We start from the raw sequence: 21,535 nt of genomic DNA on the forward strand, positions 1-21,535 counted from the left end.
CGCAATCGCGGCTCTTTTTTCTGATCACTTCAAGGCTTGGACGAACTGAGGGTCGCTGTACAGGCTTTTGAGTAGCTGCTGTAGCATAGGGTTGTAGTTGTTCGCTGCCGCAGGAATGGCAATGGGCCCGAAAAAGCTACTGTCCCAGTCCCGCTCAACGTCCTTGGTCGTCTCGTACAGTACCTGGTCACCTTTGCGTACGGTGAAGCGTGCGGCCAGCTCGCCATGACCGTTGGCCACGCCAGTATTGAGCCGGCTTTTGATCACCTGAATTTGCAGCTGACGGTCAGCCTGCGGATCAAGCAACCCGGCATGACGCAGTTCCTCGTTGATCGCCGCCTGAATGTGCAGTGGAACGCTACCTTCGGGCGAGGAAATCGGATTTAAGCGAACCATCAGCGAGTCTTGTCCAGAATCAGCCTTAACCTGCGCGTCACGTAACGACTGCATGGGAGCATTCTGTTTTAGCTGCTGAACGTTCTGGTAACTGGGTTCGTAGCGGGCCATGGTCACACCGCAACCTTGCAACAGAAGTGCAGATAGGGGGAGGGCTAGGTAGAGCTTCTTCACGGCAGATCCTTGCGTGAGTCGGTGGGGGCGAGATTATCAATTCTGCGCAGGATGTCTTCAAGCGAAATGCCGGCTGCTAAATACCACAAGGGATACAAATGTGCTCTTTCCGGTGAAGGCCTCACGCAGCGGTTTCGTCAGGAGCAAGCAACAGGGCAACCCCCGTAATTGAGTACGAACCTGAATGGAGCGGGTGGTTTCGCCGCTCGCCTTCGAGCCGGAGGAGGTCGGCTGAGGCAATGCGCGTCTGCGTACTCCCCGCACGGTGATCTGAACTCGATGGGCGATTGCTGTCGTTTAACGTCGGTCGGGGCATCATTCAGATGCCCCATTCGAACTCCAGAAAGCAGCTCGGATAGCCTTACTGACAGTCTTGCTCAAACTCCTCAAGCATGTCCGCCCTGATCAAGGCATCAGGATTTTCTGCATGAACGGCGTCGACTCTGCGCTGAACGCAGTTGTCCAGGTCGTTTGCTGGAGCGCTCGTTAGCAGCGGAGCAGGGGACGGCGCCTCCGGTACCGTTTGGCCTGGAGCAGGAATATCGACGATGGTTACATCGTTGATCGCATAACCACCACCCTCGAAGCGGCTAGGGCGCTCGAAATCGGCAATTTCCTCCACCGGGTTTCCCCAACCGCCCATTCGATCAAGCATTGCCATCTTTCCAGGATGCTGACTGCGGCGATCAGCTGGCAGATTGACTAGGGTGTTGACGACCTCGCCTGAGTTCCACTGCACTACAGCCTGGAGCTCACCATTCCGATCATAAATCCGCTCTTGGCCATGCTTCACGACCTCGTCTTGATGATCCTCCCCACCGCGGGCTACACCTTGATACTGGTTCACCTGTTTGCCGTTCACCCAAGTGTACGCGGTCGCGTTGATCAAACGTCCTTTGTTCCATTGAAGCTCGCTGAGCAGATTCCCCTCGTTGTCCCAATACTGCTCCAGGCCATCATTGCTAAGATCGCTGGCGATGTACTGATTCACGTCCGCTTTGATTGCAAGTCGACTGACGTGGTGAACGTGCTGGCCATCGTAGCTGTACTCATCCACGGTGCGCGAGCGCAGCACGCCCTGCTCGAACTCACTTAGCTCCGTCACATTGCCCCGGGCATTGATTCGTTTCTGCGTGCCGTGGAGCTGGCCATTATCGTAATTTTGTTCTCCCGAAATGTAGAATCGGTTGCCATCAAGGCCGAGTGTTTTCTGGATGCCGTGGTACTTTCCTGCCAAGTACGAGTGGTGATCAGGCCCGCGATTGTCGAATCCTGTCTGCTTGCCATCCTCCCACTCGAGATCAGCAATGAGGGTTTTCCCTTGGCTGTCCCAGGCGCGTTCACTCCCGACCTTGTTGCCGGCGATGTAGTTCACTTGGGCAATGCGCTCACTGTTTTCAGGATTAAACTGCTCCTGCAGGCCGTCCATAAGCCCTTGTTTCCAGTTCCCCTCCGCAATTTGGTTGCCGGTCTTGGCATCGTATTTCTCTTCTTCACCATCGCGCTTACCAGCTTTAAAATGGATCACGCCCAGTAGCTGACCTGCGTTGTCGGAGCAGCGCATCTCACCATCTGGCAACCCCTTTTTGATGTCGACTGCACAGGAGCCAACGCTGAACAACCCGAGTACCGAAACGGGATAGTTCACGATCCTGCCTGTGAAGGGCTCGTCAGCGTGAATTTTGTAAATCAAACCCTGAATTTCGTGGGTTTGACGATTGTCGACCTCCTCGGTGAAACACCCCGAAAGGCTGAGGGATGCAGCGGCAATGGCGCTCAATGCAAAACAGCGGCGGGTTTTCGAATGCACCAGAATCTCCTTATCCACGTACCGGCACCTGCCGATGTCAAAATGTGTAGAAGGAATTGTAAAGCAAACCACGGCAGTGATTCCAATGTGCCATTGTGCGCGCCAAGTGTTCGCAGCCGCCAGATCCTTCCCCCGCCTCCCAGGCGGGACAGTTGCTGACGAATGGGATTTTTACAGAGCGCATGCCAAGTAAAGATTAAGACAGCCGCAATTATACGGATATCAACTCAGCAAACTGGGCGATGAATCATTGGGAGTTATTTCAGGTGTTTTTCAAAGCGAACATCACCTGATGACAAGTTATCCACGACCCGCCAGCCGAGATTTCGATAAAAACCACTCGCGCGACTTCCTTCAGCGGTTTCGAGCCATATCGTCTGGTGGGTTTTAGATAGGAACGCCTCTGCCTCATTCATCAGGCGGCGCCCCAATCCAAGGCCCTCAAACTGAGGCAGAACGAAAGCTGCGAAAACACAGCCATCTTCAGCATCAGCCATGGAAAAACCTACGGGAGTGCCATCGACTTCGGCTATCCAAGCGCATGGAGAAGCTGAAATGGCCTGTCGTATAGCTTCGGGGGTAATGCCCATCTCCGCTAATTGATAATGGGATAAGTGATTTTCCTGAACGTTGGTTCTGATGTAAAAAATGGCATTGATGTCTGCCAGGCTGGCGGGTCTTGTAGCCTTTTCCATGACGCACTCCGTTGTGTTCCATCACCGAGAGGGGGCATCCTTGCATATAGGCCGTAACCAAAGATAGCCCCATCCGTGTACTGGCGTAACCATCATTTACGTTACGCTCAGTGATGGTCGCGTCATGGTGTTGGTACGAAGTGCTCGTGACCCGATGCGATCGCCTGGGGATCTGGCTGCAAACAGCCTGTAAGACTATGTGATCCCTTTGCGTCACGCGTTACGTTCTGCACCAGGCGTCGAGCTCTGCATTATTCAGGATGATCGAGTCGCCCGGTTTGGATAGGGACACGCGCGAAACACTGCGGCTGAGCCAGAGGAAGAACTCCTTGAAGTTCAGACCTTTCAGGCGCAGAGGAGGGCGGCCAGGCGAGAGTAATGCCAGCGTATCGAGATTGGCTCCGGGGCCAATGGCGATCGGAAAACCGTCAATTCTCTGTTTGCATAGAGTTCGCGGATGCGTTCGCTGGCGTGGCTGATATCGTCTGTTGGCTCACCGTCTGTCATCACTACCATCCAAGGCTGATAGCAATCGACCCCTGCGCGTCGGTAATCGCTTTTCCGCGCATCGAGTAGATCCAGTGCCAGGTTCACGCCGCGACCCATCGGGGTCGTACCACCGGCGACCAACACCGGGATGTCTTGGCGCTCAACTGGCATGAAGTCCACAATCCGCTTTGCGTCACGTCCAAAGGTCACAATGCTGATTTCTGCCGCATAGCGCGCCACCTCATCTTCGCGGATAGCGTCGTGAAAAATGTGAACGCCTTCCTGGAGCTCCTCAATCGGAGATCCAGCCATCGATCCGCTCACGTCGAGTACCAAGCAGATGGGCACCCTGGCGGTCGGGTTGTTCACCAGATCCTCTTGGCTGAAGAGGTAGTCATCGTTCAAGCGTGAGCTCCTGAAAATAGTTGATTCGTAAGGGTGTCACTGCAGCATCTGGCGCGGGCAGCAACCCCCCACCGGCATGGCCGGACTCTGAAGAGGTTTGAGAACTGCATGATGATCTCGGCGTCCACGCGACTGCGGGGCCATGAATTGGTTGTAGAACAGTCGCCAGCGGTTGTGACGGGCATCTCGGGGGCGGCAGGTTGCGAAACCAGACGGGTAGTTTCCGTACGTTGTCACAGGAAAAGCCGGTGCCTCATCAGCACCGGCTTAGGTCATCTTTACTTGGCCTTGGGTTTAAGAGGAGCAAACTCTTTGACCAAAGTGTTCCAGTTGGCATTGATCCATTTAACGACGGTGCCGCGGCCAGGAGAGGTCGATTTCAGGTCGTCCTTTACCAATCGCTCGATGCGCAGACGGGCTTCCTTCTTGAGCGGATTACCGCTCCCGTAGAGAATTTCTGACCCATCGGCGGCTATGCCTAGGTTGTTCAGAAAACGAAGCATCTCGTACCCTTCCTTGCGGCTGAGATGATGCCCGTCATCATGGATCAACTTGGGATTATCGCCATTACTGGCTTTCCAGTCATATTCATACTGCAGGTCTTGCCGGGTCAATTCTGTCATGATCTCTTGCTCAACGATGCCCTGGATTGGGCTCGGGAGATTTGGTGGCAAAAGGCCTCTAGATCAAGAGTGGTGATAGATCATTCTCGTATCTGTGAATTGATTCCAGTTACTGCATCTGATGGATCCGTACGGCACCTTGTGGATCGTTAGTCGGCTCTCATCCCCGCGCTTTGTTCAGCGGCTGCTTCAGGCCTAATCGCGAGTTGTGAGGTGAGCCAGGGAGTCCCGTTCGAGAACAGTGATCGTGGCTGCTTTAACTGATGCGCCCGGCTCGACGTCCAAATCTACGGCTTCGAGGGGGGATCCTGACTTTGGCACGGTACTTTCCAGTAGAATCTGAACATGCAGTGCTGATGCCAGATCGAGCGGATAGACAATGACGGAACCGGGGAACATCACCTCCCAGCTAGATGTACGAAGCAAGAAAGCAGGGGGTGGAGCAGCATTCGGAGGAGGGGCAAATTTTCAGGCTCAGCTTACTGCTATTGTTGCAGCGCATGTCCTTGGCGGCAAACCGCTTGGATGGTTGGAGGGCATTTGCGATGACCGACCAGTTGCTGTTTGGGCTGAAAGCGAGGGCCCAGGTGATGATCTGCGCATCGAGCTGTTAGATGGCAGCTCGATCGAAGTGCAGGCCAAAAAAGGCCTGGAGCGGGGAGATAAATTGTGGGCGCCGCTCTTGAGGCTTGCCAAAGCGATTCACGAAAATCAAATTGCCTACGGGATCCTGGTGGTTGCTTCGGACACCAGCGCTACGATTAGAAAAAATCTTGCAGACGATATCGAGCGCATTGGTCAAGGCCGTACAGATCGCCTATCTGTTATCGGGGCTGATCTGCTTTCTCGCTTAGACAAACAAGGCACCCCAGCCATAGGCATATGCTCGTCTCTGCGAATCCGGGAAGTCGAAACGCTGATTGCAAACAACCGTGACGTTAATGTTGCGATGAGCGTTCTTCGAGAGGTTTGTGAGGATGAAGCGGGGGCTTCATCCGCATTCGACATCCTGGGCTATCGTGCACTGCGCCTTATCGAGAACCGGGGGCGGTGGGCGTTGCGAGACCTGGTGCTTCTACTGAGGAGCAAGGGGATCCAGCTTAGAAACGATGGAAGCCCTGCAGCGTTGCTGAATCGACACGCAAAATGGGTGTGTAGCACTCACAATGATTACGTCATTATTGGCGTCACTCAGAGGCTGTCCATTGAGCACTTGCTCCCCATGCAGTTGGAGCACCGGCCATTTGAAGTCGAGGAAGCAGCCGATGCGCTGGCAGCATTGGAGCGGTATCAATCAATTCCTTCTAGGCCTTTCGGGAGCAACGTTTTCGATTCGATCTGGACGGCTCGCTTCAAAAAACTCGCGGTGGTGGTTGCAGGCCCGGGGCTTGGCAAGTCCACCATGCTCAGAGAGCTGGCCCATCAGTATGCCTTAGACGGTTTCACAGTACTGAGCGCTTCGCTGGCATGGATCGCGGCAGGCATGAGAGAGGGTAGGACGTTTAGCGATAGGCTCTTCACCAAATCCTTTGATGGCTCGGGGGTTTCCGCCTCAGAAATCATCCATGACAAGCAATTTCATTGGGTGGTGCTTTTGGATGCCCTTGATGAGTGTGGGCAGGATCACGCAGCCATTGCTGAGGAAATCCGCTGCTTTTCACAGGGGCACCCTAATGCCAGGATCGTGGTAACAACCAGGCCGATTGGCTACACCTCTAACGCTTTGCTTGACTGGCAGCACTACAACTTGTTACCCCCAGAGGATGGGGTAAGAAGCCTCAGGCGATTGCTCAGCGTAATCGCACCTGATCAGCAACACCTTCCTACGTTGTTCGAAGGTTTTGGCGGGCGTGGTGCACCAACCCGTGGTTTTGCAATCAGTCCTCAGTTGCTAGGAATGTCTGCCGTTCTGATTCAGCGGGGCCGTGCACTGCCAAGTACGCGGGTGAAGCTGTACGCTGAACTGATCAAACTGTTCGAAGAGAATAAGGTCAAACCAGGGGCGTTTAACGCTGCAGAGTTGACTGATATCGCGATCGTTGTCCTTGACTTAACAGGATGGTTGCTTTTCCAAGATCCGCTGCAGCCCCTGGATCAATTGGTGAATAGTGTAGCACTGGAGCTGGCGCCTCTGATTGAGAAGCCGTTAGTACTATGCAAAGGCCACGTGAGAGGCTCGCTGGAGCACTGGGAGCGGCTGGGGCTGATCGAAACACTCCATTACGATGGCACTCGGCTGGTAACGTTCATCCATAAAACCTTTTGTGAGTTTGTCGCTGCACGCTACCTCAGCAGTCAGCCCCTGGCTGTTGTCGAAAGGGCGGTGGATCGTGGCGATCTAGCGGAGGTGGTGAACTTTGGTGTGGCTCTCGGACTGACCGACAAACTGCTCGACCTTTACCTGCATCGGCATGCTTGCGGTGAAGACGGTCAGCTCCTACTTGCACTTGAACTGCTCGCCAAACCAGAGCGCGTGGTCTCAACAGAACGGTTGATGAAACTCATCCAAAAGGCTTTCGAATCGATCGATGACACATCAAAAGACAGGTTTGCGATCGCCTTAGCGTTGTGCGGTATCGGCGAGCAAGCTGCGAACTTTGTGAAGGCCGAGGCTGTCCGTCGCTTATCATCCGGCGATTCCGCTATCAGACTGCTGGCATGGACGCTCGTGGCCGAGGCTCAGGCATGTGTAAACCGGGACGATTTGGCTGCCGCGCTCAATCAACTGGCCCAGGGTGTTGCTCCTGCGCAAATGCGAGTGTTCGGGGAAGACAGGGAGGAGCGAAGTGATCTCGTACTTTTGCAGCGACTCGCCATGTGTGTTCTCAAGGCTCAACCAGACCATCTGGCGTGGGCTTTTGCTGAGCATGACCTGCGCAACAGCGTGTTCAGTAGTCTCGGATTTATTCTGCAGGTCAATGAGCATCTTGAAGCGCGAGGCCTTGAGCGCCTAACAACGGCGTTTGATCAAGCGGACAAAAAAACCGCAGCGCCAAATGTGAGATACGGCGTGCCAGGCCTCAACGAAGTCAGCATGGGTGGGATTCTGGCTGTTGCGAGAGCATTTGTACCCGAGGATCCTGCCTGCTCATTCGACGCCCCACGCAAGCTCGCATTTCCGCAGATTACGGGTCTCTTGAGAGCTTCTGGGTACATGGATGCGCCCCTAGGAAACATCCTATGGAGCAGCCATTTCGAGGAAGTAGCTGCTCGCAGTGCATTGCGGTATGTGGCCTCGCTGCTTCCGCTCGATCTTGAAGCGCTGCAGGATGAGTGCTGCAATCTCCTCAGGTTGAATGGGGAGGTAGCTCACTCCTTTTTCGAGATCATCACGCACGTGGACATCCAGGAGATTTGCTGGGCCGCCAATGTCGTTGCCCCGCCGGAACTGCCGGCAATAAAGCGAGCGATCCTTCATCCCTCAGCATGGCTCTCAAAGTTAGCAGCATGCATCTGCGAGCCCTTTCCTATGGCCCTTGCGGAGCTTGAAGCATTGTTGAGTGAGTCGACCGGCGCTTCAATGCATTATTTGCTGTACCTGATTGAGCTGAACCACAGGGAGGCGTTGATCGACTCAGCCTCGCGCCGGCTGCGTCTAAACTGCTCCGGGGATGTGAGCGCGGTCTTTGTGATGTTCAAACAAAAAAGTGTTATGCCGTCTCCTGAGATGATGAACGTGACGCTGACGTGTTTATGTTCCGACAGTGAGAAAACGGCGAGAACAGCCACAGAGCTTTTGCAATTTTGGATGAAAAAAGGTATCCACCTGGACAAGGATAGGCTGGAACGAGCTGTGGATCACTGGGGTGGGCGGAGTGCGCATTCCCTCTTCGAACAGTGGTTTAGCCCACTGCATTTCATCATTGAGTTGGCCGATAACGCTGATGGGCAATCTGATCGATGAGCCCCAGCGCGCGATTTAAAGCGGCTCCCCCGCGTACTGAACAGACCTGCCGGGGGTCTCTCCGTATCACCTTTGCCATTTTTTCTAATCTGCAGGGCAAAGCTTGTTGTAGATGCTTTCGATCACCAAAGCCGAGCCCCCTGACCTTTCTTCATCTGTCGTCAAGATGATCCTGAGGTTCATCGAGAGGGGCCTCAGCGGCCAGCGCAAGTGTCACCAGGGTTCATCTCAGAAGTGCAAAACCCATCTTAACTGCTGCGCACTCACACCCCGGGCGGTGTAGTCGTCTTCAATCAGGAGCGGAATCGCATCGCTTAGACCTCACGCCCGCCGGTTCACAGGCGTGAGCACGGTCACCCGGTGGACGCGTAATTTTTAGACCGCCCTTCAACTTTCGTTCGCTTTCACTGTCCGAGTTCGATGCCGACGCGGGCACTCAGCTTGAGATTCGGCCCTCTATCGATGAAAAGGATCTTTCTATGCCCCTACGACGAGTGACTGGTGCTTCCCTCTGCCTTGCAACACTAGTGATGGCCGGTACGGCTGTGGCCAACGCTGACAGCGAGAACTACAAGACAGCGGTGACCTTTCTCGCTATGGAGAAGGTCTGCAACAAAGCTGTTCCTGGATTGAACGGCACAGTCGACAACGCCCTGGCAAATGAGCCCATGGACGAAGCGCTGAAGGTCGAAATTCAGGCTGTAAGGTCGGCACCAGGAAGCAACATTCAAATCGACGATATGGCCAAACGGCTTTCTGCCTCTCCGTTATCTGCGCTACTGGTCGAGAAAGGGACGTGCAAGGTCTACGCTGCGAAATAGGCGTTCAAAACCACTTGCTCGCAAGCCCCGTCAGCGAGGTATGCCGGGGCATTTTCATAGCATTGGCTGGGGCCATGAGCGAGGCCTGCATCATCAGATTCATCCTGTGCTGAGACGCTGCGCGTTCCGAATGACTCAGACGGTTGGCCAGTCAAGCCGGTGCATGGCGGGAGTGCGTTCATCATGACGCAGCGAGGCGTAAAACGCTGCACGGTTTCTTCCGGATGCCGGAGAATGATCTCCTTCACGCCCATCTGTTAAGTGATCTTGAGTCGGCTATACCGAACGTGTCTGCAAGGCGCCGTAGTCCAGGCATCCAGTTGGTGTCACCACTGGTTCTGCGATGCGAGCGCTGCTGGCGAGTCTAAAGATGCACTATTTCTCAGTCTGCGGAGCCAAAGCATGGGACGAGATTTCCTGAAAATTTACGAAGACAGCCAACCGCTCTCGCGACAGGCTGCAGAAGCTCTTCGGCGATACCATGAAGGCAGAATGGCGGGACTTCCTGCCGAGGAAGTCGAACGTCTCAAGGCGCAGGCGGAGTTTCTCTTCAAGACTGTCTCAGACTTCCAGCTAAGGGCTATGGGCCTTCCGTCACCAACCCTGCAGTGATACGCATCGCTGCCACCAGATCCTGATCACCCAATTCTCAATCGCTAAGATCTGCTGAAAATCCAGGAGCGAGTAGGGCATTGCTGACGCCAGCAAGTACCTCATGATTGCGTAGCCACAGCCTGTACTCCGGGCCCCGAAGCCGATGATCAGGAGAGCAGTCCACACTCCATTGTCGCAGGGTATAACCTGCAGTCAGGGCCTGAATAGTCATCTTCATCAGCCCATCCTCCATGCCATAGTCCAAATGCGTTACCTCTGGACGAGGCTGGTCAGGATGGTGCACCAACTCCAGAGTCACCTGCTGGTTCCATTGGCTATCGGCCTGTCTCCCCTCAATCGCGTGATCCACGGCCTCATCAAGCAGCTGCGGTTCAAGAATCCGTGTAATCACAAAGTCCCTGAACTCACCCGATTTGCGATCAAAACCTCGGACGTGCCAGCGCAGGCCATTATCCACGAGCACATGGGGCACGATCACGCGCTCACTGGTCGCGTTCAAGGACTCATAACGAATTCGCAGCGGCTGGCGCTGAAAAACAGCTCGGGTAACAAGGCCAAGCGTTTGGAGATTCGGATTACCCAGCCGTGCAGGCTGCAGCGCCGGCACACCGGCTGACCACACGCCTGGAAAACCGTCAGCGAATCCTTGCGTCAGCCAGGCAATCACGCGCTCGGAGCTGAAGCTGTACATGGGCTCGAAGGCTGGGCCGATGTAGAACGTCTTAGCGCTGACGTCGTAGTTCAGGTTGTTCGGGTTGAGGCTCGCATAGAGCGCAAGATCCCGGGTTGCCGACGCGGCTTTGATCTGGAATCGACGCACGAGCGCTTGGCGCCGCACCTCCCCCAAAAACCACAGGTTGAGCTCGATATAGGCGAGACGCTCATGCTGCGCTTGTGAGTGATCCGAGGTTTCGTTGGTCATTAAATTCTTTTCGTTTTTAGGTTGCGCTTTAGGGGTATAGAACTACTATCCTGCAGACCACCTCAAAATGAGTCGGTTTTAGATCGACTGGGATCAACAGCTCGGCAAGGGCTCTGTGAGCTGATTATGAACGATTTTATAAGCATGTCAGAGCCTCCGAGTGCGAGGAGCATTGACCTGGTCGACCTGACGGCCCACCAGCGCAATCTGCTGCTCCTTAAGCCTATCTTGCGGCTCGACCTCAACAAGATGGCACATTCGACCGAGGATAACGTGTCCCTCCTTGAAGGGCTCGACACCAATTACCTCTGTCTTGCTGCGCTGTTTTTCATGATGGAAGGTGCCGCGATCAACCAAGGGTATACGCGCACCGATGTCCAAGAACACGTCATGGCGTTGGTAGCGTCGATGCGGGAAGGACTGACTGATGCGAATCGGCTGCGGGTTGCTGGGATTGTGATCGACGCGCTCAGCAATGCGCCGAACAAGTACGCCTCGTTTGAAGAGGCATTTTTCCACGCCCCCTCCGGTGAGACCCGCTACATCAAATTCAAGCTCATTCGCTATGAGCCAGATCACGAGGATATTTTCCGATTTACGCCCACGGAAGCTGGATATGTCGTGTTGATGGGCATGCTTGACCTTGAGGTTGAGGATTATCAGATCCTCATCGAGAAGATGCTGGTTCACCTCATCGAAAACGGACGCTTTGAGCAGGCACTGGAACTGGCCAACCGCGCTCGCCTGTTGTCCATTGAGCACAGGCAGAAGATTCGCGACCTGATTCGGCGTGCGGCACGATCGCCGGGGACGGTCAACTGGCGTGACGACATCTACCCGCAACTGAGCGATGCGCGCCGCCACGTGGAGGAGCGCCAGACCGTCGACCACGCGATGATGGAGTCACTGTCAGTGAAGATCCGGAGCCTGGATAACGAGAGTGCCGTCGCATCCCTGCAGCGGCTTCTGCGCCAGCTTCAGAGTGCGAACCTGCAGCGGATGCGACTACTGACTGATATCGGGGCTGCGGGTGATGATTTCCTGAAAGGGCAGGCTGCAGGCTTCCGCGCACGCCGACGTACAGGTCTTCCCGACCTCGATCACGAACTGTTCCCCAAACTCATGCAGAAACCAGCCGGCGAAATTGCTAGCCACGCAGAGGAGCTCTTGCTGAGCTTTTACCCCGCGGTACCTCCCAAGGTGTTTGACCTGTCGAGTTTGTTTGAGCTGCTGCTTGAGCGCCGAGGCAGCTACGAGTTCGACAGTGACGACGATGACGGTGGAGAAATCGAAGAGTTTCCTGAGATTCCGAATCCTTTCCCGGATGAGCTGATTGGGAAGATTCTCGACTGGCTGGACGCAAAGATGCACTCCGGTAGCGAGTGGACAATCGATCGACTGATTCAGCTGGCGCAGGCAGAAGGGCTGACCTTTCTGGAACGCAAAGCCATTGCCTACGAGCTGTTCAGGGCGTACGCCGACAGCGAATCGCGATACCCCCATCTTCATGCAGTGGTGGATGGAGAGTTTGAGACATCGGTCGTTTCAGGGGACAACCTGCGCTACGTGAGCACAGAGGAGGGGCAGGATGAGCAACAGTGAAAGCCGGGACGCCGCAGCGCTGCTTTACAAGGCCATGGGGGCTTACGCAAGCCCGGGCTCTGATGTCGAGTACCGACATCTGCTTGCCAGGTACCGTGCTGACAGCGCCTTTTCAGAAGTGGTCAACGGAATCGCAGCTGGTATGGAGCTGGCCATCCTCGACGTCAGCGAACGAGGTCTAGTCATCGCGCCCAGCGGCAAGAAAAGCCGCTTTTCAATCAAGATCGGCGACTTGCGCCTTAACCTGAGCGAACGTGAAAAAGTGGCCATGGTGCTGGTACACATGGCTATCGGCACCGTGTTCTATCCAACCACAGATCATCTGGAGGATGAAGGGCGCACCCCGTTCCCCAGCAGCCTCATCGACATCAGAGAAAAGGTGGTCGGCATCGCTAACCAGTTGCGTGTGGCCGCGGAAGGAGACAGCTATCCAGCCGAAGAGCTCCGTCCTGGGTGGAGCCTGTTGCTGGATCTGCAGGAGGTGATGCCGGATGCGTCGCGAGCTTCCATGAGCTCGGTGCACGGGATCGTGAAGGTCTGTCTGATGCGCATGCTGACCTACGGATTGGTGAGAAAAGAGGGGCGTGAAGAGATAGGTGACAAGACCGTGCTCACCCCGACCCATCAACTGCGCATCCAGTTGCGCGAGTTGACGCTCCCCAACCTTTACCGAGTGACTGCCGAATCGGCAGTTGTTGAAGCCAATCAGGGGTGAACCATGCGCATTTCCAGAATCTACGTTGACCGGTTTGGATCGCCCACCAGTTGGTATGAGGAGATGACTTTTGACCTGTGCGAGCCTGTCACAGGCGAGGCCATCGATAGCTGCATGAACTTGGAGAACGCGGGAGGCAAGACGTCTCTGCTGTCCTACATCTTCAGCTGCTTTGAGCCAAAGCAAGATCGTTGGCTGCAGCACCTGCAATCCAGCTCCCACGCGTTCAGGGATTACTTCGCCCGCGATATCAGGCCATCGTTCATGGTCATCGAGTGGATCATGCCCTCGCGCAGTCCGAACGGCCAGAGTTACCGCCTCGTCATCGGTCAGGCTGTGCAGCTCAAGGAGTCCGCAGACCGGGCATCAGAGGTTGATCGTCGCTTTTTCGCGTTCGAGTCCAGTCCGGCGCTGGCATGGGAACACCTTCCGGTACCGGGGATATCGATGGCACCGGTTCAGTCGCTGCAAGAGTTTCTGAATTGGGGGCATCAAACCGCTCGGGTGCAAAGCCAGGGTGACTTCCATATGACCATCAACCAGGGCGATTGGGTCACGCACTTGGAGCAGCGTCGGTTGATCGACGTGGAGCTGCTGAAGATGCAGCTGTCCTTCAATAGCCGCGAGGGCGGCAGTGAAGAAGGTTTTCTGTCGTTCAGTTCGGAAAGCGATCTGGTTACCAAGCTCCTACACCTGTCGATGAACCAGGAACATACAGATGCATTGCGGGATATGGTCGCGCAGACCATGGATCGTTTGAAGGCAAAGCCCAAGCATGAAGCCAGGCTTCACCAGCTGAAGTTGCTGCAGCAGTGGATGAAGCCGTTCTCCGAAGGCGCCGCTGAGCTTCTCGGCGCCAAGGCAGCATTGCTGGAGGTCGAGCAGCAGGCAGCAGATACCACGTTCACAATGCGCGACCAGGTGAATGGCCTGGACGTGCGCCTCGCCAATGCAAACACCGCCATCAGTCAACTTCAGCAAATGGCTGACCTTGCTGCCGAAGAGGCGGCGGCATCCCGGCACAATCACCATGCGGTTGTTGGCCTCAAGTTGTCCCGTGCGGATGAGGCCGCAAAGGAAAAATCACGGCACCTCCAGAAGGCATTGCAAGCAGGGCAGGCAAGGCTTGAGTGTTTGAACGGAGCGCTGATCAAACGTGAGATCGCAAGTGTCGAAAAGCTCATCCAGGAGCTCATGCAACAGGCGCAAGCCCTGAAAGCGGAGTTGAAACCGTTTGAAGATGACGCTGATCGCATGGGCGCCATGCTTCGCTATGTCATTGGCCAGCATATTGCTAAGCACCGGGCCAAAGCCGATGACCTGGTCGGGCAAGCGCGTGAGGGCATTGCCGCGCTGGATAGGATTGCCCAGCAGCGCCAGGGGGCCAATGATCGGATAGCAACGCTTAAAGGCAGCAAAGGAGCAATTGAAGAGAGCATCAAGAGCGCCATCCAGTTCCAAGAAGGGCTGGTCGCGGGCGGGTGGTTGCTGCCGACAGACATTGACGTCGCAGCCGCCATCGAGCGGTTGAACAGGTCGATCGCAGAGCTTGAAGCTCGGCTTGACGATCTGAAGGAACAGCGCGCAACGAAAAAAGCAGCGTTAGCCCAGGCTCAAACTGTTGCTGCCGATGCGAAGCAACAGCTGACTCAAGCCCGTGCGGAACAGGTGCCGCTGAATCAGTGGCTGCGCAACTATGATCATCGTGTTGAAGCGCTTCAGAACGATCCTACCCTAGCGGCCTTGGTGGAGGGTCTGTGCGACCCACACTCCACAGCGCTGGTGACGCAGGTACAGCATTTTATCGAGTCGACTCGTACGCAAATGTCAGACTGTACGATTCGGCTGAAGCAGCTCGAAGAACAGCAACTTTCAATTGAGCAATCGGGCCTGGCAGGGCAAAGCCATGACGTCGATCTGGTCGTACGCGCGCTTCATGGGGCAGGAATCCGCTCTGCAAGAGCGGCCAATACCTACGTGGCAGATCTGCGACCCGATGCGCCTGATGCGCGAGCGCTCGTCCTATCAGATCCAGGGCGTTTTTTGGGCGTCAACGTCGCGAAGGACGAGTGGCCCAAGGCAGTCCGCGCTGCTCGTTCGATGCAGCTGTCATTGTCGCTTCCCGTAACATTGGCCATAGCTAGCCTGGACATTGAACCTACAGCGGACGATCGCTATGTATTTGGGCCGGAGAAGGACGCCGTCTTCAACAAAGCTGCCGCGCAAGAGGTGCTAGCTGAATGCGAGAACCTGATCCGCGCAGTCGAGGCAGAGTACGATGCATTTGCCGAGCGTGAGATGAAGGCACAGGCGTCCCTGGCAGGCCTACAGGCCTTCCAGCGTGAGTACTCCCGCGAATCTATCCAGCAAACCGTCGATGCCTTGGAGCAGCTGGAGAGAGATGCAGAATCGGCTGAAGCGAAGCATGCCGAACACAGTCAGATCGCGCGACGTATTGACAGGGAGATTGAGGAGCTCAACGGCCCGATCGAAACGCTTCCTGGTGAAATAAGCACGCTGGGGGATGGCTTGCAGCGGCTGTCGGATTACGCCGCAAACTGGGAGCCCAGGATTGATTCGGGTCGTAAGGAGCTTGCCGAGATCAGTCGTGAGTTGGGCCAGGTCGAGGCATCTTTGCTTCAGATGAAAACTGACGAAGGCGCAGGGAAAGACCGCCTCGACAGCATCCGAACAGAACAGAGCAGCTGCATAAGGGCTGTCGATCTTCTTCAAAACGAATTCGAACAGGTTTCACGCTACGACACCGCGCACGATGCCAGTGCCGAAGTACTTGAGAAGGGCTACGACCTCAAGGCATTGCGCGATCTGTACGCACACGCGTTTGCAATGCTCACCACGCAAGAGAAAGACAAGCTTGGTGTGATCGGTGCTCAGCTTGAAATGCAGCGTCGACAGGTCGCGCGATTGACAGAGCAGTATCAAAGCGATTTCGGTCGTCTCGACGTTACCCTTGTCGACGCGCTTGTCTCAACTGACATCGAGGAGGAGATAGAAAGCCAGAAACGGTTGAATGCTCAAACAGCGGATGAGAAAGATCACGCAGCCCACTCTCTCGGTGTCGCGAGCGCCCAACTGCAAACTTTCCGGGATGAGCATCCGTTGGTTCAACCTACCCCTGAGATGCTGGCGCTTGAAGACGATGAGTTGCCAGCGCTGGCAGCGCGGGAGCTATCGCGCTCACAGGCGAAGACTGAAGAGACGGAGTCGATCAATCGTCAGGTTACCCAAAAACGGGCCGATGTCGCGGACGACATAAAGCAGAAGGCGACCTTGGAAACCCACATCAAGCTGCTGACTTCGTCATTCACTGCGAACAACCTAGTGCCAAAACTGATCGACCTTGGCGACGAGGTGGGTGACCGCGTCGCTGATCTACTGTCCACCTGGCGGCGGCGGGGCGAATCAGTGAGCGTGCTCCGCTCCAAGACGGACAAAGCGCATCGTGACCTGCTCAAGGTCGCGACGAATGTCGATTTTATAGTTGTAGAGGGTGAGGTTTCCGCGTACATCAGCCAGGACGACTTTGAGAAAGCTTGCTTGGATCACCAGCGCCTGGTTGAGATGGTTGATGATCGGGTGGCTTCGGTCACCGATCAGTTGGACAAGATGACGCCCGATTTTGAGAGTTGCGTCACGGAAGTCTACAACCAGGCAACATCCGCCAGCTCGCTGGTCAAACACGCCGTGGGCATCAGCATGCCACTCGGTACCCCGTATGTCAGTGGCAAGCCCATACTGAGGATGGCGGCCAACCTGACGGGCAAGACGCCAGACCAGCGCAAGATCGAGATTCGCCACTACCTCAACAGTCAAATCGAGAGCGGCGTTGTACCCAGGACGGGTGCTGACATCATCACTCAATGCCTGCTGAGCTTCACAAGTCACCGGTCGTTCGGCCTACAGATGTTGAAGATGGAGCAGAACGCGGCGTTCCAGTACCAATCCGTTAACGACATGAAGAAATCAGGTGGGCAGGGCACAGTGATCGCAACCTTCCTCTACATGCTGGTCAGCCATATGCGGGTGAACACTCAGACTCAGGCCAAGCGGGGTGGCGGCGGCCCGCTGCTCCTTGATAATCCCTTTGCAAACGTACAGACCCGAGCGCTTATCGACGCGCAACGGATCCTCGCCGCTAGCCTGGGCATTCAGCTGATCTGCTTCACTGCCAACGCCGACGCCAACATTCTTGAAGGTTTCCGGCGCATCATCCGCCTGCGCAAAGCCGGGGTGAATAGCAAGACCAACCGGACGCATATCGAGATGGCCAAGGCCACGTTCGCAGGATAGTTATGAACGAGATCTTCCTGGACAGACTCGTTCAACAAACAGGGAAGCGCATCGTGTTGTCCGCGTTGCGTACCTTATGGCTGGACACATTCCCCGAGCAGGTTTCAACGCCGGACAGGGATCATCAGCTTCTCAGGGCATTGCAGCAGGGTGAGGGGGAGGGCAGGCTTCAGCTTCCAGGGCCGCTAGGCTTCGAAAAGTTGGGTAATCCTCCCATGCCCAAGTCCATCATTTTGATTCGAGAGGCCGTGCAGAGTGATAGACCCAACTACGCGAGTCTATCCTGGCTACCTGAGATCGGCTTCTGGCCGAGCCTATCGCTTGGCGATCGCGCGATTGCCTTCACGATCAACGAGTGGTTGATCCAGCGCCGCGGCATTTTTATGCAAGTCCCGTTGCGTGAGCGCTCCCTGGAGATTTTCGGTGATGAAAAATTTCTGGATAACAGAGTCCGCAACGGGGCGCTGTTCAGCGGGCGAATGCCGTTGAGCGTCATCGGGGCGATGCGTGTCGAGCATCCATTGGCTTATCGCCCAGCCGATGCTGTTGGGCTCCCAGTCCTGGTCGTTGAGAACCACCATACGTTTTGGAGCATCGGGGAGTGGAATGAGCACGCCAAGCGTTACAGCGCCATCGTCTACGGATCCGGCAACACCATCTGCGCGTCGGGCTTGGCACTCAAAGAGGTCATGCGTGAGCGTGAGGCTCTGCAAGCCGAATATTTCGGCGATGTGGATCCCGAAGGCCTCAGCATCCCACTCAAGTTCAACAAGCTCCACGAAACTCAGCTCACACCGAGCCTGTTTTTTTACGAAATGCTGTTGGACATGGGGCGCCGGCGGGACGCGGTCATCCTGCCGACAGGGTATGAGAATCTGGCAGCTGCATGGTTGCCTCATCTCGCCACGAAGATCAATGGGCTGTGGAGTGATGGACTGTGGCTACCTCAGGAGGGTGTTGGGCTAGAGCAGCTCATGGCGCACAGCAACGACTGAAACATCGTCGCAGCCGGAACGCCATCCATGATCGGATATGACCTGAGTACGGCCACGTGTCCGTTCAGAGGGGCAATTCAGTTTGTCCTGCTGGCGGGTGGCGGCGTGGTTGAGCTGAGCCGCGTGGCCTATTGGGCGTAGCGATCGTATCACCCTCAGCGGGCTTCAATACATTGAGGCCCGGCAAACCTCCATCCCGCGCCAGTTCGCGTAGCTCGGCCCCTAGCTCGGCAACAAGCTTTAAGGCTGGCTCACCCGTTTCTTCACTCACCGTCAATGTCAGCAATGCTAGCGGAGAGAGCTCAAGCCGCTCACTCAGTTGCTGCAGTTTGTCCAAGGTAACGCTGGATTTTGCACCTTCGAGCTTCGACAAATATGTCCTGCTGGTTGTATCAGCAAATTCTCGCTGCGATATGTTCCTTTTGTTGCGTAGCGCTCGCAACACGACAGCAAATGAAGACTTCAGAGCCATAAGGCTTTCCTCGGATCAAGACGATCATCAGGCATGATTCTTAGGCCCATCGCGGTGGGTGGGCGCTCCGCACTCTGCTTTGGGATCTCGATCCGCCACACTCGACGCGAAGAAATGCAGCATCCGGCCCACCACCAGCCTGGGCAACATATCAGCGAAAGCACTGTTCGAATGTACAGAAGTCATCATCATTCTTCCAGGGTACATTTGTACTCCTGGTGCGTTTTTGCCGCACGTCGAGAGCCTTGGACTGCCTCCAGAGTGGGGCTGATGGCTGGCGCCGGGTACTGAATGTCACCAGCGCCCCACACGACCAACGCTGTCCCGCATGATTTCAGCTTCATTACTGCGAGATACCGGCGCCTCGTCCGTCGACCGTTTGTGGTCACTCATGCCGGTTGGACACGATTCCAGCCAAATGCAGCGCTGCCTGCGCACGGCGTATACCAAGCATCGATTGGGTACGCGCTGAGATAGGAGAAAACCACCAGTTCTCACTACCTGCACGTCGGAGCTCGACGAGGCCGCTTGAATGGCAGCGAAGCGCATGCCGATCTAGATGAGTGACCTAAAGGAGGATGATACGGAGGCTGCGCGGCTGCTCAAGCATTGGGGACAATCGCAGCGGTGTTCAGTAGCTGCTGATAGCCAACTTACGGCTCCACTCGCTGAGGATCGAGCGGGTTAGAACGTGGCATTCATCGCCCAAGACAGGTTTTCCAGGATCGCTGACTGGGTGTCCGCTGAAAGGCTGGGCCAGTACTTGAAAGCGAAGAAATACGCGAGGCCAGCAATCACATAAATCGTGAGTGCCAGGGCAGGTACGACATAGCGAATGTTGTAGATGAGGCCAGCGGTTTTTTTCAGGATCTCAGTCATGAGAGGAAATGCATAAGGAAATCGTTTGAAGGGTGAACATGCGGCTTATGCACGAGAATCGCTTCGCCGTGCCATTTTACGCTGCAGTACTAAACAGATAGATAGTTTAGCAAGCTAAGCAACTACAATGCCATGGCATTGTGTTACGCATAGGCAACCTCCCGACCGATGGGTGTGGGTGTCCGGAATGTTTAGGATTGCCTGGGTGAGCTTGTCGGCGACGACCGATGGAGTGGTATGGTAAGAATTGACCCACTCATCCACGAAGGCGACGAAGACGCGGGACAGGGTGCACGCTTACGGATCTGCCATTTGTCTCGGCGAAGCAGTCAACTGGCTTCGCCTCACGGAAGAGGATGTCATGCCTAATCAGAACAGAGATCAAGCTGAGCAGTTGATCGCCGAAGTGCTTGCGGCGGCTTGCCTGCTAGCTAAAGAGGAGAGGGGTTCTGCGAAAGACCGAAGCCTCGTTCTAAGGGTAATGGAGTGTACCGAGCTAGCACTACGTACCCGGCAAATCTCGGTGCACGGTCGAGCAGGCGTAGGGGGCGAAGTGCTGTTGCCTACCGCTTTGGTAAATGGCTCAGTTCGAAGCGTGGTCATGAGGAAACGTGGCCGGCAGATGGCGCTCGATATGACTCGTCTCCGCTCATACGGAGCCCTCATAAACATGGCCAAATGGTGCAAATCGGCCCTACGAAGCAATCTTTTAAAGGCTTTCAAGATAGTCGGCCAACCCGAGGTTTGCTGAGCCATCCGTGTCAGATCGGCATCACACGTCATATCCCGTCACATTACCGATTGATAATCCGCTCGCCGGTAACAGCTCAGCTGCTTCGCTGCGCTATGGTGAGAGCACCCCACAAACAAGACTAAAGTCGTAGGAGGTCGGCATGCGGATACGCGGTGATGTTTTCTCGAAATGGGCAGATCCAACGCTTCACCACATGTCTCACGTTGAGACGCTGGACGACGGCACGTCCATGGATATCCAGGTGCGACTGTCGCGCACGGGCAACACCCAACTGTTCATCGGGGTGTATGCCGGTACAGGGATGGCACTGCATGAAGAAGCATTTCCCTCGCGGCCAGGTGAGTCGATAACTCGGGCCCTGGCATGGGGCGTGGGACGTGCAAGATGCCTTGCAACCAATCAGCAGACTGCTGCACGGCAGGTAGCTTAGGGCTGATGTATTTTTGCTGGTGGCGGCGACCTACTGGCCGCCACCCAAGTGCATCCACTCTATGTACGCTGACTCCAGGGCTTGTGGAAGGCTAGGGAGTTCACATTGGATCTCCCTCGCTGAATCAGGATTCCGAACCCGCTCAGTCAGCCAGGCAATCAGCATTGGACGCGTCGTTGGGCAAGGTGCCACTTGCCGCTCAAGCTCATCGGCTACCTGATCGATGTACTCCATGTACGCATCCATTTCTGCCATTTGATCTGCCATGTTTTTCGGCCTCTTTGGGTTCCCGGCGAGGGCTTGCCGCAACCCCCAGTTCTACTCCCCAGTTCTAATTTCAGCACGGGAGCCTAGCTCGCGCTCTCCCTTCAAGCGTTTTAACCATCTCGAGACATTTCAGGGCTAGCCCGCTACGAGTTGCCTTGATGCTTTCACATGGAGGGACTAATACTAAAGGACTGCTACGAAGAGGGATGGTCATGCAGACACGTTTCGTTGTAATCCCCGCCATGCCCCTGGAGAA

General features: G+C 55.6%; 15 protein-coding genes. 7 read left to right on the forward strand and 8 right to left on the reverse strand.

Annotation, left to right across the window (positions count from 1 at the left end):
• Positions 1-24: 24 nt before the first annotated feature.
• From F3J44_RS21025 to F3J44_RS21045, 5 genes are all read right to left on the reverse strand, one after another.
• Positions 25-570 carry a hypothetical protein gene (locus F3J44_RS21025; protein WP_167275618.1) on the reverse strand — a complete coding sequence of 182 codons (546 nt, stop codon included), beginning with the start codon at positions 568-570 and terminating at the stop codon, positions 25-27.
• 361 nt (positions 571-931) lie between these two features.
• Positions 932-2,398 carry a toxin-antitoxin system YwqK family antitoxin gene (locus F3J44_RS21030; RefSeq protein WP_167275620.1) on the reverse strand — a complete coding sequence of 489 codons (1,467 nt, stop codon included), beginning with the start codon at positions 2,396-2,398 and terminating at the stop codon, positions 932-934.
• Positions 2,399-2,637: 239 nt separating this feature from the next.
• Positions 2,638-3,075 carry a GNAT family N-acetyltransferase gene (locus tag F3J44_RS21035; protein ID WP_167275623.1) on the reverse strand — a complete coding sequence of 146 codons (438 nt, stop codon included), beginning with the start codon at positions 3,073-3,075 and terminating at the stop codon, positions 2,638-2,640.
• A 345-nt stretch (positions 3,076-3,420) separates the two neighbouring features.
• Positions 3,421-3,969, reverse strand: coding sequence for a VWA domain-containing protein (locus tag F3J44_RS21040; RefSeq protein WP_205300037.1), 549 nt, complete (start codon positions 3,967-3,969; stop codon positions 3,421-3,423).
• A gap of 278 nt (positions 3,970-4,247) precedes the next feature.
• Positions 4,248-4,592, reverse strand: coding sequence for a hypothetical protein (locus F3J44_RS21045; RefSeq protein ID WP_167275626.1), 345 nt, complete (start codon positions 4,590-4,592; stop codon positions 4,248-4,250).
• A gap of 379 nt (positions 4,593-4,971) precedes the next feature.
• Here F3J44_RS21045 and F3J44_RS21050 point away from each other — a divergent pair, with 379 nt between their 5' ends.
• The 3 genes from F3J44_RS21050 to F3J44_RS21060 all read left to right on the forward strand — a co-directional run bounded on the left by F3J44_RS21050 (position 4,972) and on the right by F3J44_RS21060 (position 9,929).
• Complete coding sequence (locus F3J44_RS21050) at positions 4,972-8,496, forward strand: NACHT domain-containing NTPase (RefSeq protein ID WP_167275628.1); 3,525 nt, start codon at positions 4,972-4,974, stop codon at positions 8,494-8,496.
• 479 nt (positions 8,497-8,975) lie between these two features.
• On the forward strand, positions 8,976-9,317 hold the full coding sequence (locus F3J44_RS21055) for a hypothetical protein (protein WP_167275631.1): 342 nt from the start codon (positions 8,976-8,978) through the stop codon (positions 9,315-9,317).
• A gap of 402 nt (positions 9,318-9,719) precedes the next feature.
• The gene (locus tag F3J44_RS21060; protein ID WP_167275634.1) at positions 9,720-9,929 is read left to right on the forward strand and encodes a hypothetical protein; all 210 of its coding nucleotides are present in this window, start codon (positions 9,720-9,722) and stop codon (positions 9,927-9,929) included.
• A 37-nt stretch (positions 9,930-9,966) separates the two neighbouring features.
• Here F3J44_RS21060 and F3J44_RS21065 read toward each other — a convergent pair whose 3' ends face one another.
• Positions 9,967-10,854 carry a YafY family protein gene (locus tag F3J44_RS21065; protein ID WP_167275636.1) on the reverse strand — a complete coding sequence of 296 codons (888 nt, stop codon included), beginning with the start codon at positions 10,852-10,854 and terminating at the stop codon, positions 9,967-9,969.
• Positions 10,855-10,998: 144 nt separating this feature from the next.
• On the opposite strand from F3J44_RS21065, the gene F3J44_RS21070 reads away from it, so the two are divergent.
• Genes F3J44_RS21070 through F3J44_RS21085 form a run of 4 tightly spaced genes read left to right on the forward strand, consistent with a single transcriptional unit; the run spans position 10,999 to position 18,477 of the window.
• Positions 10,999-12,456, forward strand: a complete 1,458-nt coding sequence (locus F3J44_RS21070; protein ID WP_167275638.1) for a hypothetical protein — start codon at positions 10,999-11,001, stop codon at positions 12,454-12,456.
• Positions 12,443-13,171, forward strand: a complete 729-nt coding sequence (locus tag F3J44_RS21075; RefSeq protein ID WP_167275640.1) for a hypothetical protein — start codon at positions 12,443-12,445, stop codon at positions 13,169-13,171. The genes F3J44_RS21070 and F3J44_RS21075 overlap by 14 nt, the downstream gene beginning before the upstream one ends.
• Before the next feature lie 3 nt (positions 13,172-13,174).
• Positions 13,175-17,482, forward strand: coding sequence for a hypothetical protein (locus F3J44_RS21080; RefSeq protein ID WP_167275641.1), 4,308 nt, complete (start codon positions 13,175-13,177; stop codon positions 17,480-17,482).
• Between the two features lie 2 nt (positions 17,483-17,484).
• Positions 17,485-18,477, forward strand: a complete 993-nt coding sequence (locus F3J44_RS21085; RefSeq protein WP_205300038.1) for a hypothetical protein — start codon at positions 17,485-17,487, stop codon at positions 18,475-18,477.
• Between the two features lie 64 nt (positions 18,478-18,541).
• Here F3J44_RS21085 and F3J44_RS21090 read toward each other — a convergent pair whose 3' ends face one another.
• Positions 18,542-18,949: a helix-turn-helix domain-containing protein gene (locus F3J44_RS21090; RefSeq protein WP_167275643.1), complete on the reverse strand. Its 408-nt coding sequence runs from the start codon at positions 18,947-18,949 to the stop codon at positions 18,542-18,544.
• Between the two features lie 684 nt (positions 18,950-19,633).
• Entirely contained in the window at positions 19,634-19,828 is a 195-nt protein-coding gene (locus F3J44_RS21095; RefSeq protein WP_167275645.1) for a hypothetical protein, read from the reverse strand.
• Positions 19,829-21,535 lie beyond the last annotated feature (1,707 nt).

It is taken from the genome of Pantoea sp. Tr-811 (assembly GCF_011752535.1).
GTDB lineage: Bacteria > Pseudomonadota > Gammaproteobacteria > Pseudomonadales > Pseudomonadaceae > Aquipseudomonas.

Excerpts from the sequence above, each read along its gene's own strand:
- F3J44_RS21080 (WP_167275641.1), top strand. The coding sequence starts at position 13,175 with ATGCGCATTTCCAGAATCTACGTTGACCGGTTTGGATCGCCCACCAGT.
- F3J44_RS21095 (WP_167275645.1), bottom strand. The coding sequence starts at position 19,828 with ATGACTGAGATCCTGAAAAAAACCGCTGGCCTCATCTACAACATTCGC.
- F3J44_RS21085 (WP_205300038.1), top strand. The coding sequence starts at position 17,485 with ATGAACGAGATCTTCCTGGACAGACTCGTTCAACAAACAGGGAAGCGC.
- F3J44_RS21035 (WP_167275623.1), bottom strand. The coding sequence starts at position 3,075 with ATGGAAAAGGCTACAAGACCCGCCAGCCTGGCAGACATCAATGCCATT.
- F3J44_RS21075 (WP_167275640.1), top strand. The coding sequence starts at position 12,443 with ATGAGCAACAGTGAAAGCCGGGACGCCGCAGCGCTGCTTTACAAGGCC.
- F3J44_RS21090 (WP_167275643.1), bottom strand. The coding sequence starts at position 18,949 with ATGGCTCTGAAGTCTTCATTTGCTGTCGTGTTGCGAGCGCTACGCAAC.
- F3J44_RS21070 (WP_167275638.1), top strand. The coding sequence starts at position 10,999 with ATGTCAGAGCCTCCGAGTGCGAGGAGCATTGACCTGGTCGACCTGACG.
- F3J44_RS21045 (WP_167275626.1), bottom strand. The coding sequence starts at position 4,592 with ATGACAGAATTGACCCGGCAAGACCTGCAGTATGAATATGACTGGAAA.
- F3J44_RS21065 (WP_167275636.1), bottom strand. The coding sequence starts at position 10,854 with ATGACCAACGAAACCTCGGATCACTCACAAGCGCAGCATGAGCGTCTC.
- F3J44_RS21055 (WP_167275631.1), top strand. The coding sequence starts at position 8,976 with ATGCCCCTACGACGAGTGACTGGTGCTTCCCTCTGCCTTGCAACACTA.
- F3J44_RS21050 (WP_167275628.1), top strand. The coding sequence starts at position 4,972 with ATGACGGAACCGGGGAACATCACCTCCCAGCTAGATGTACGAAGCAAG.
- F3J44_RS21060 (WP_167275634.1), top strand. The coding sequence starts at position 9,720 with ATGGGACGAGATTTCCTGAAAATTTACGAAGACAGCCAACCGCTCTCG.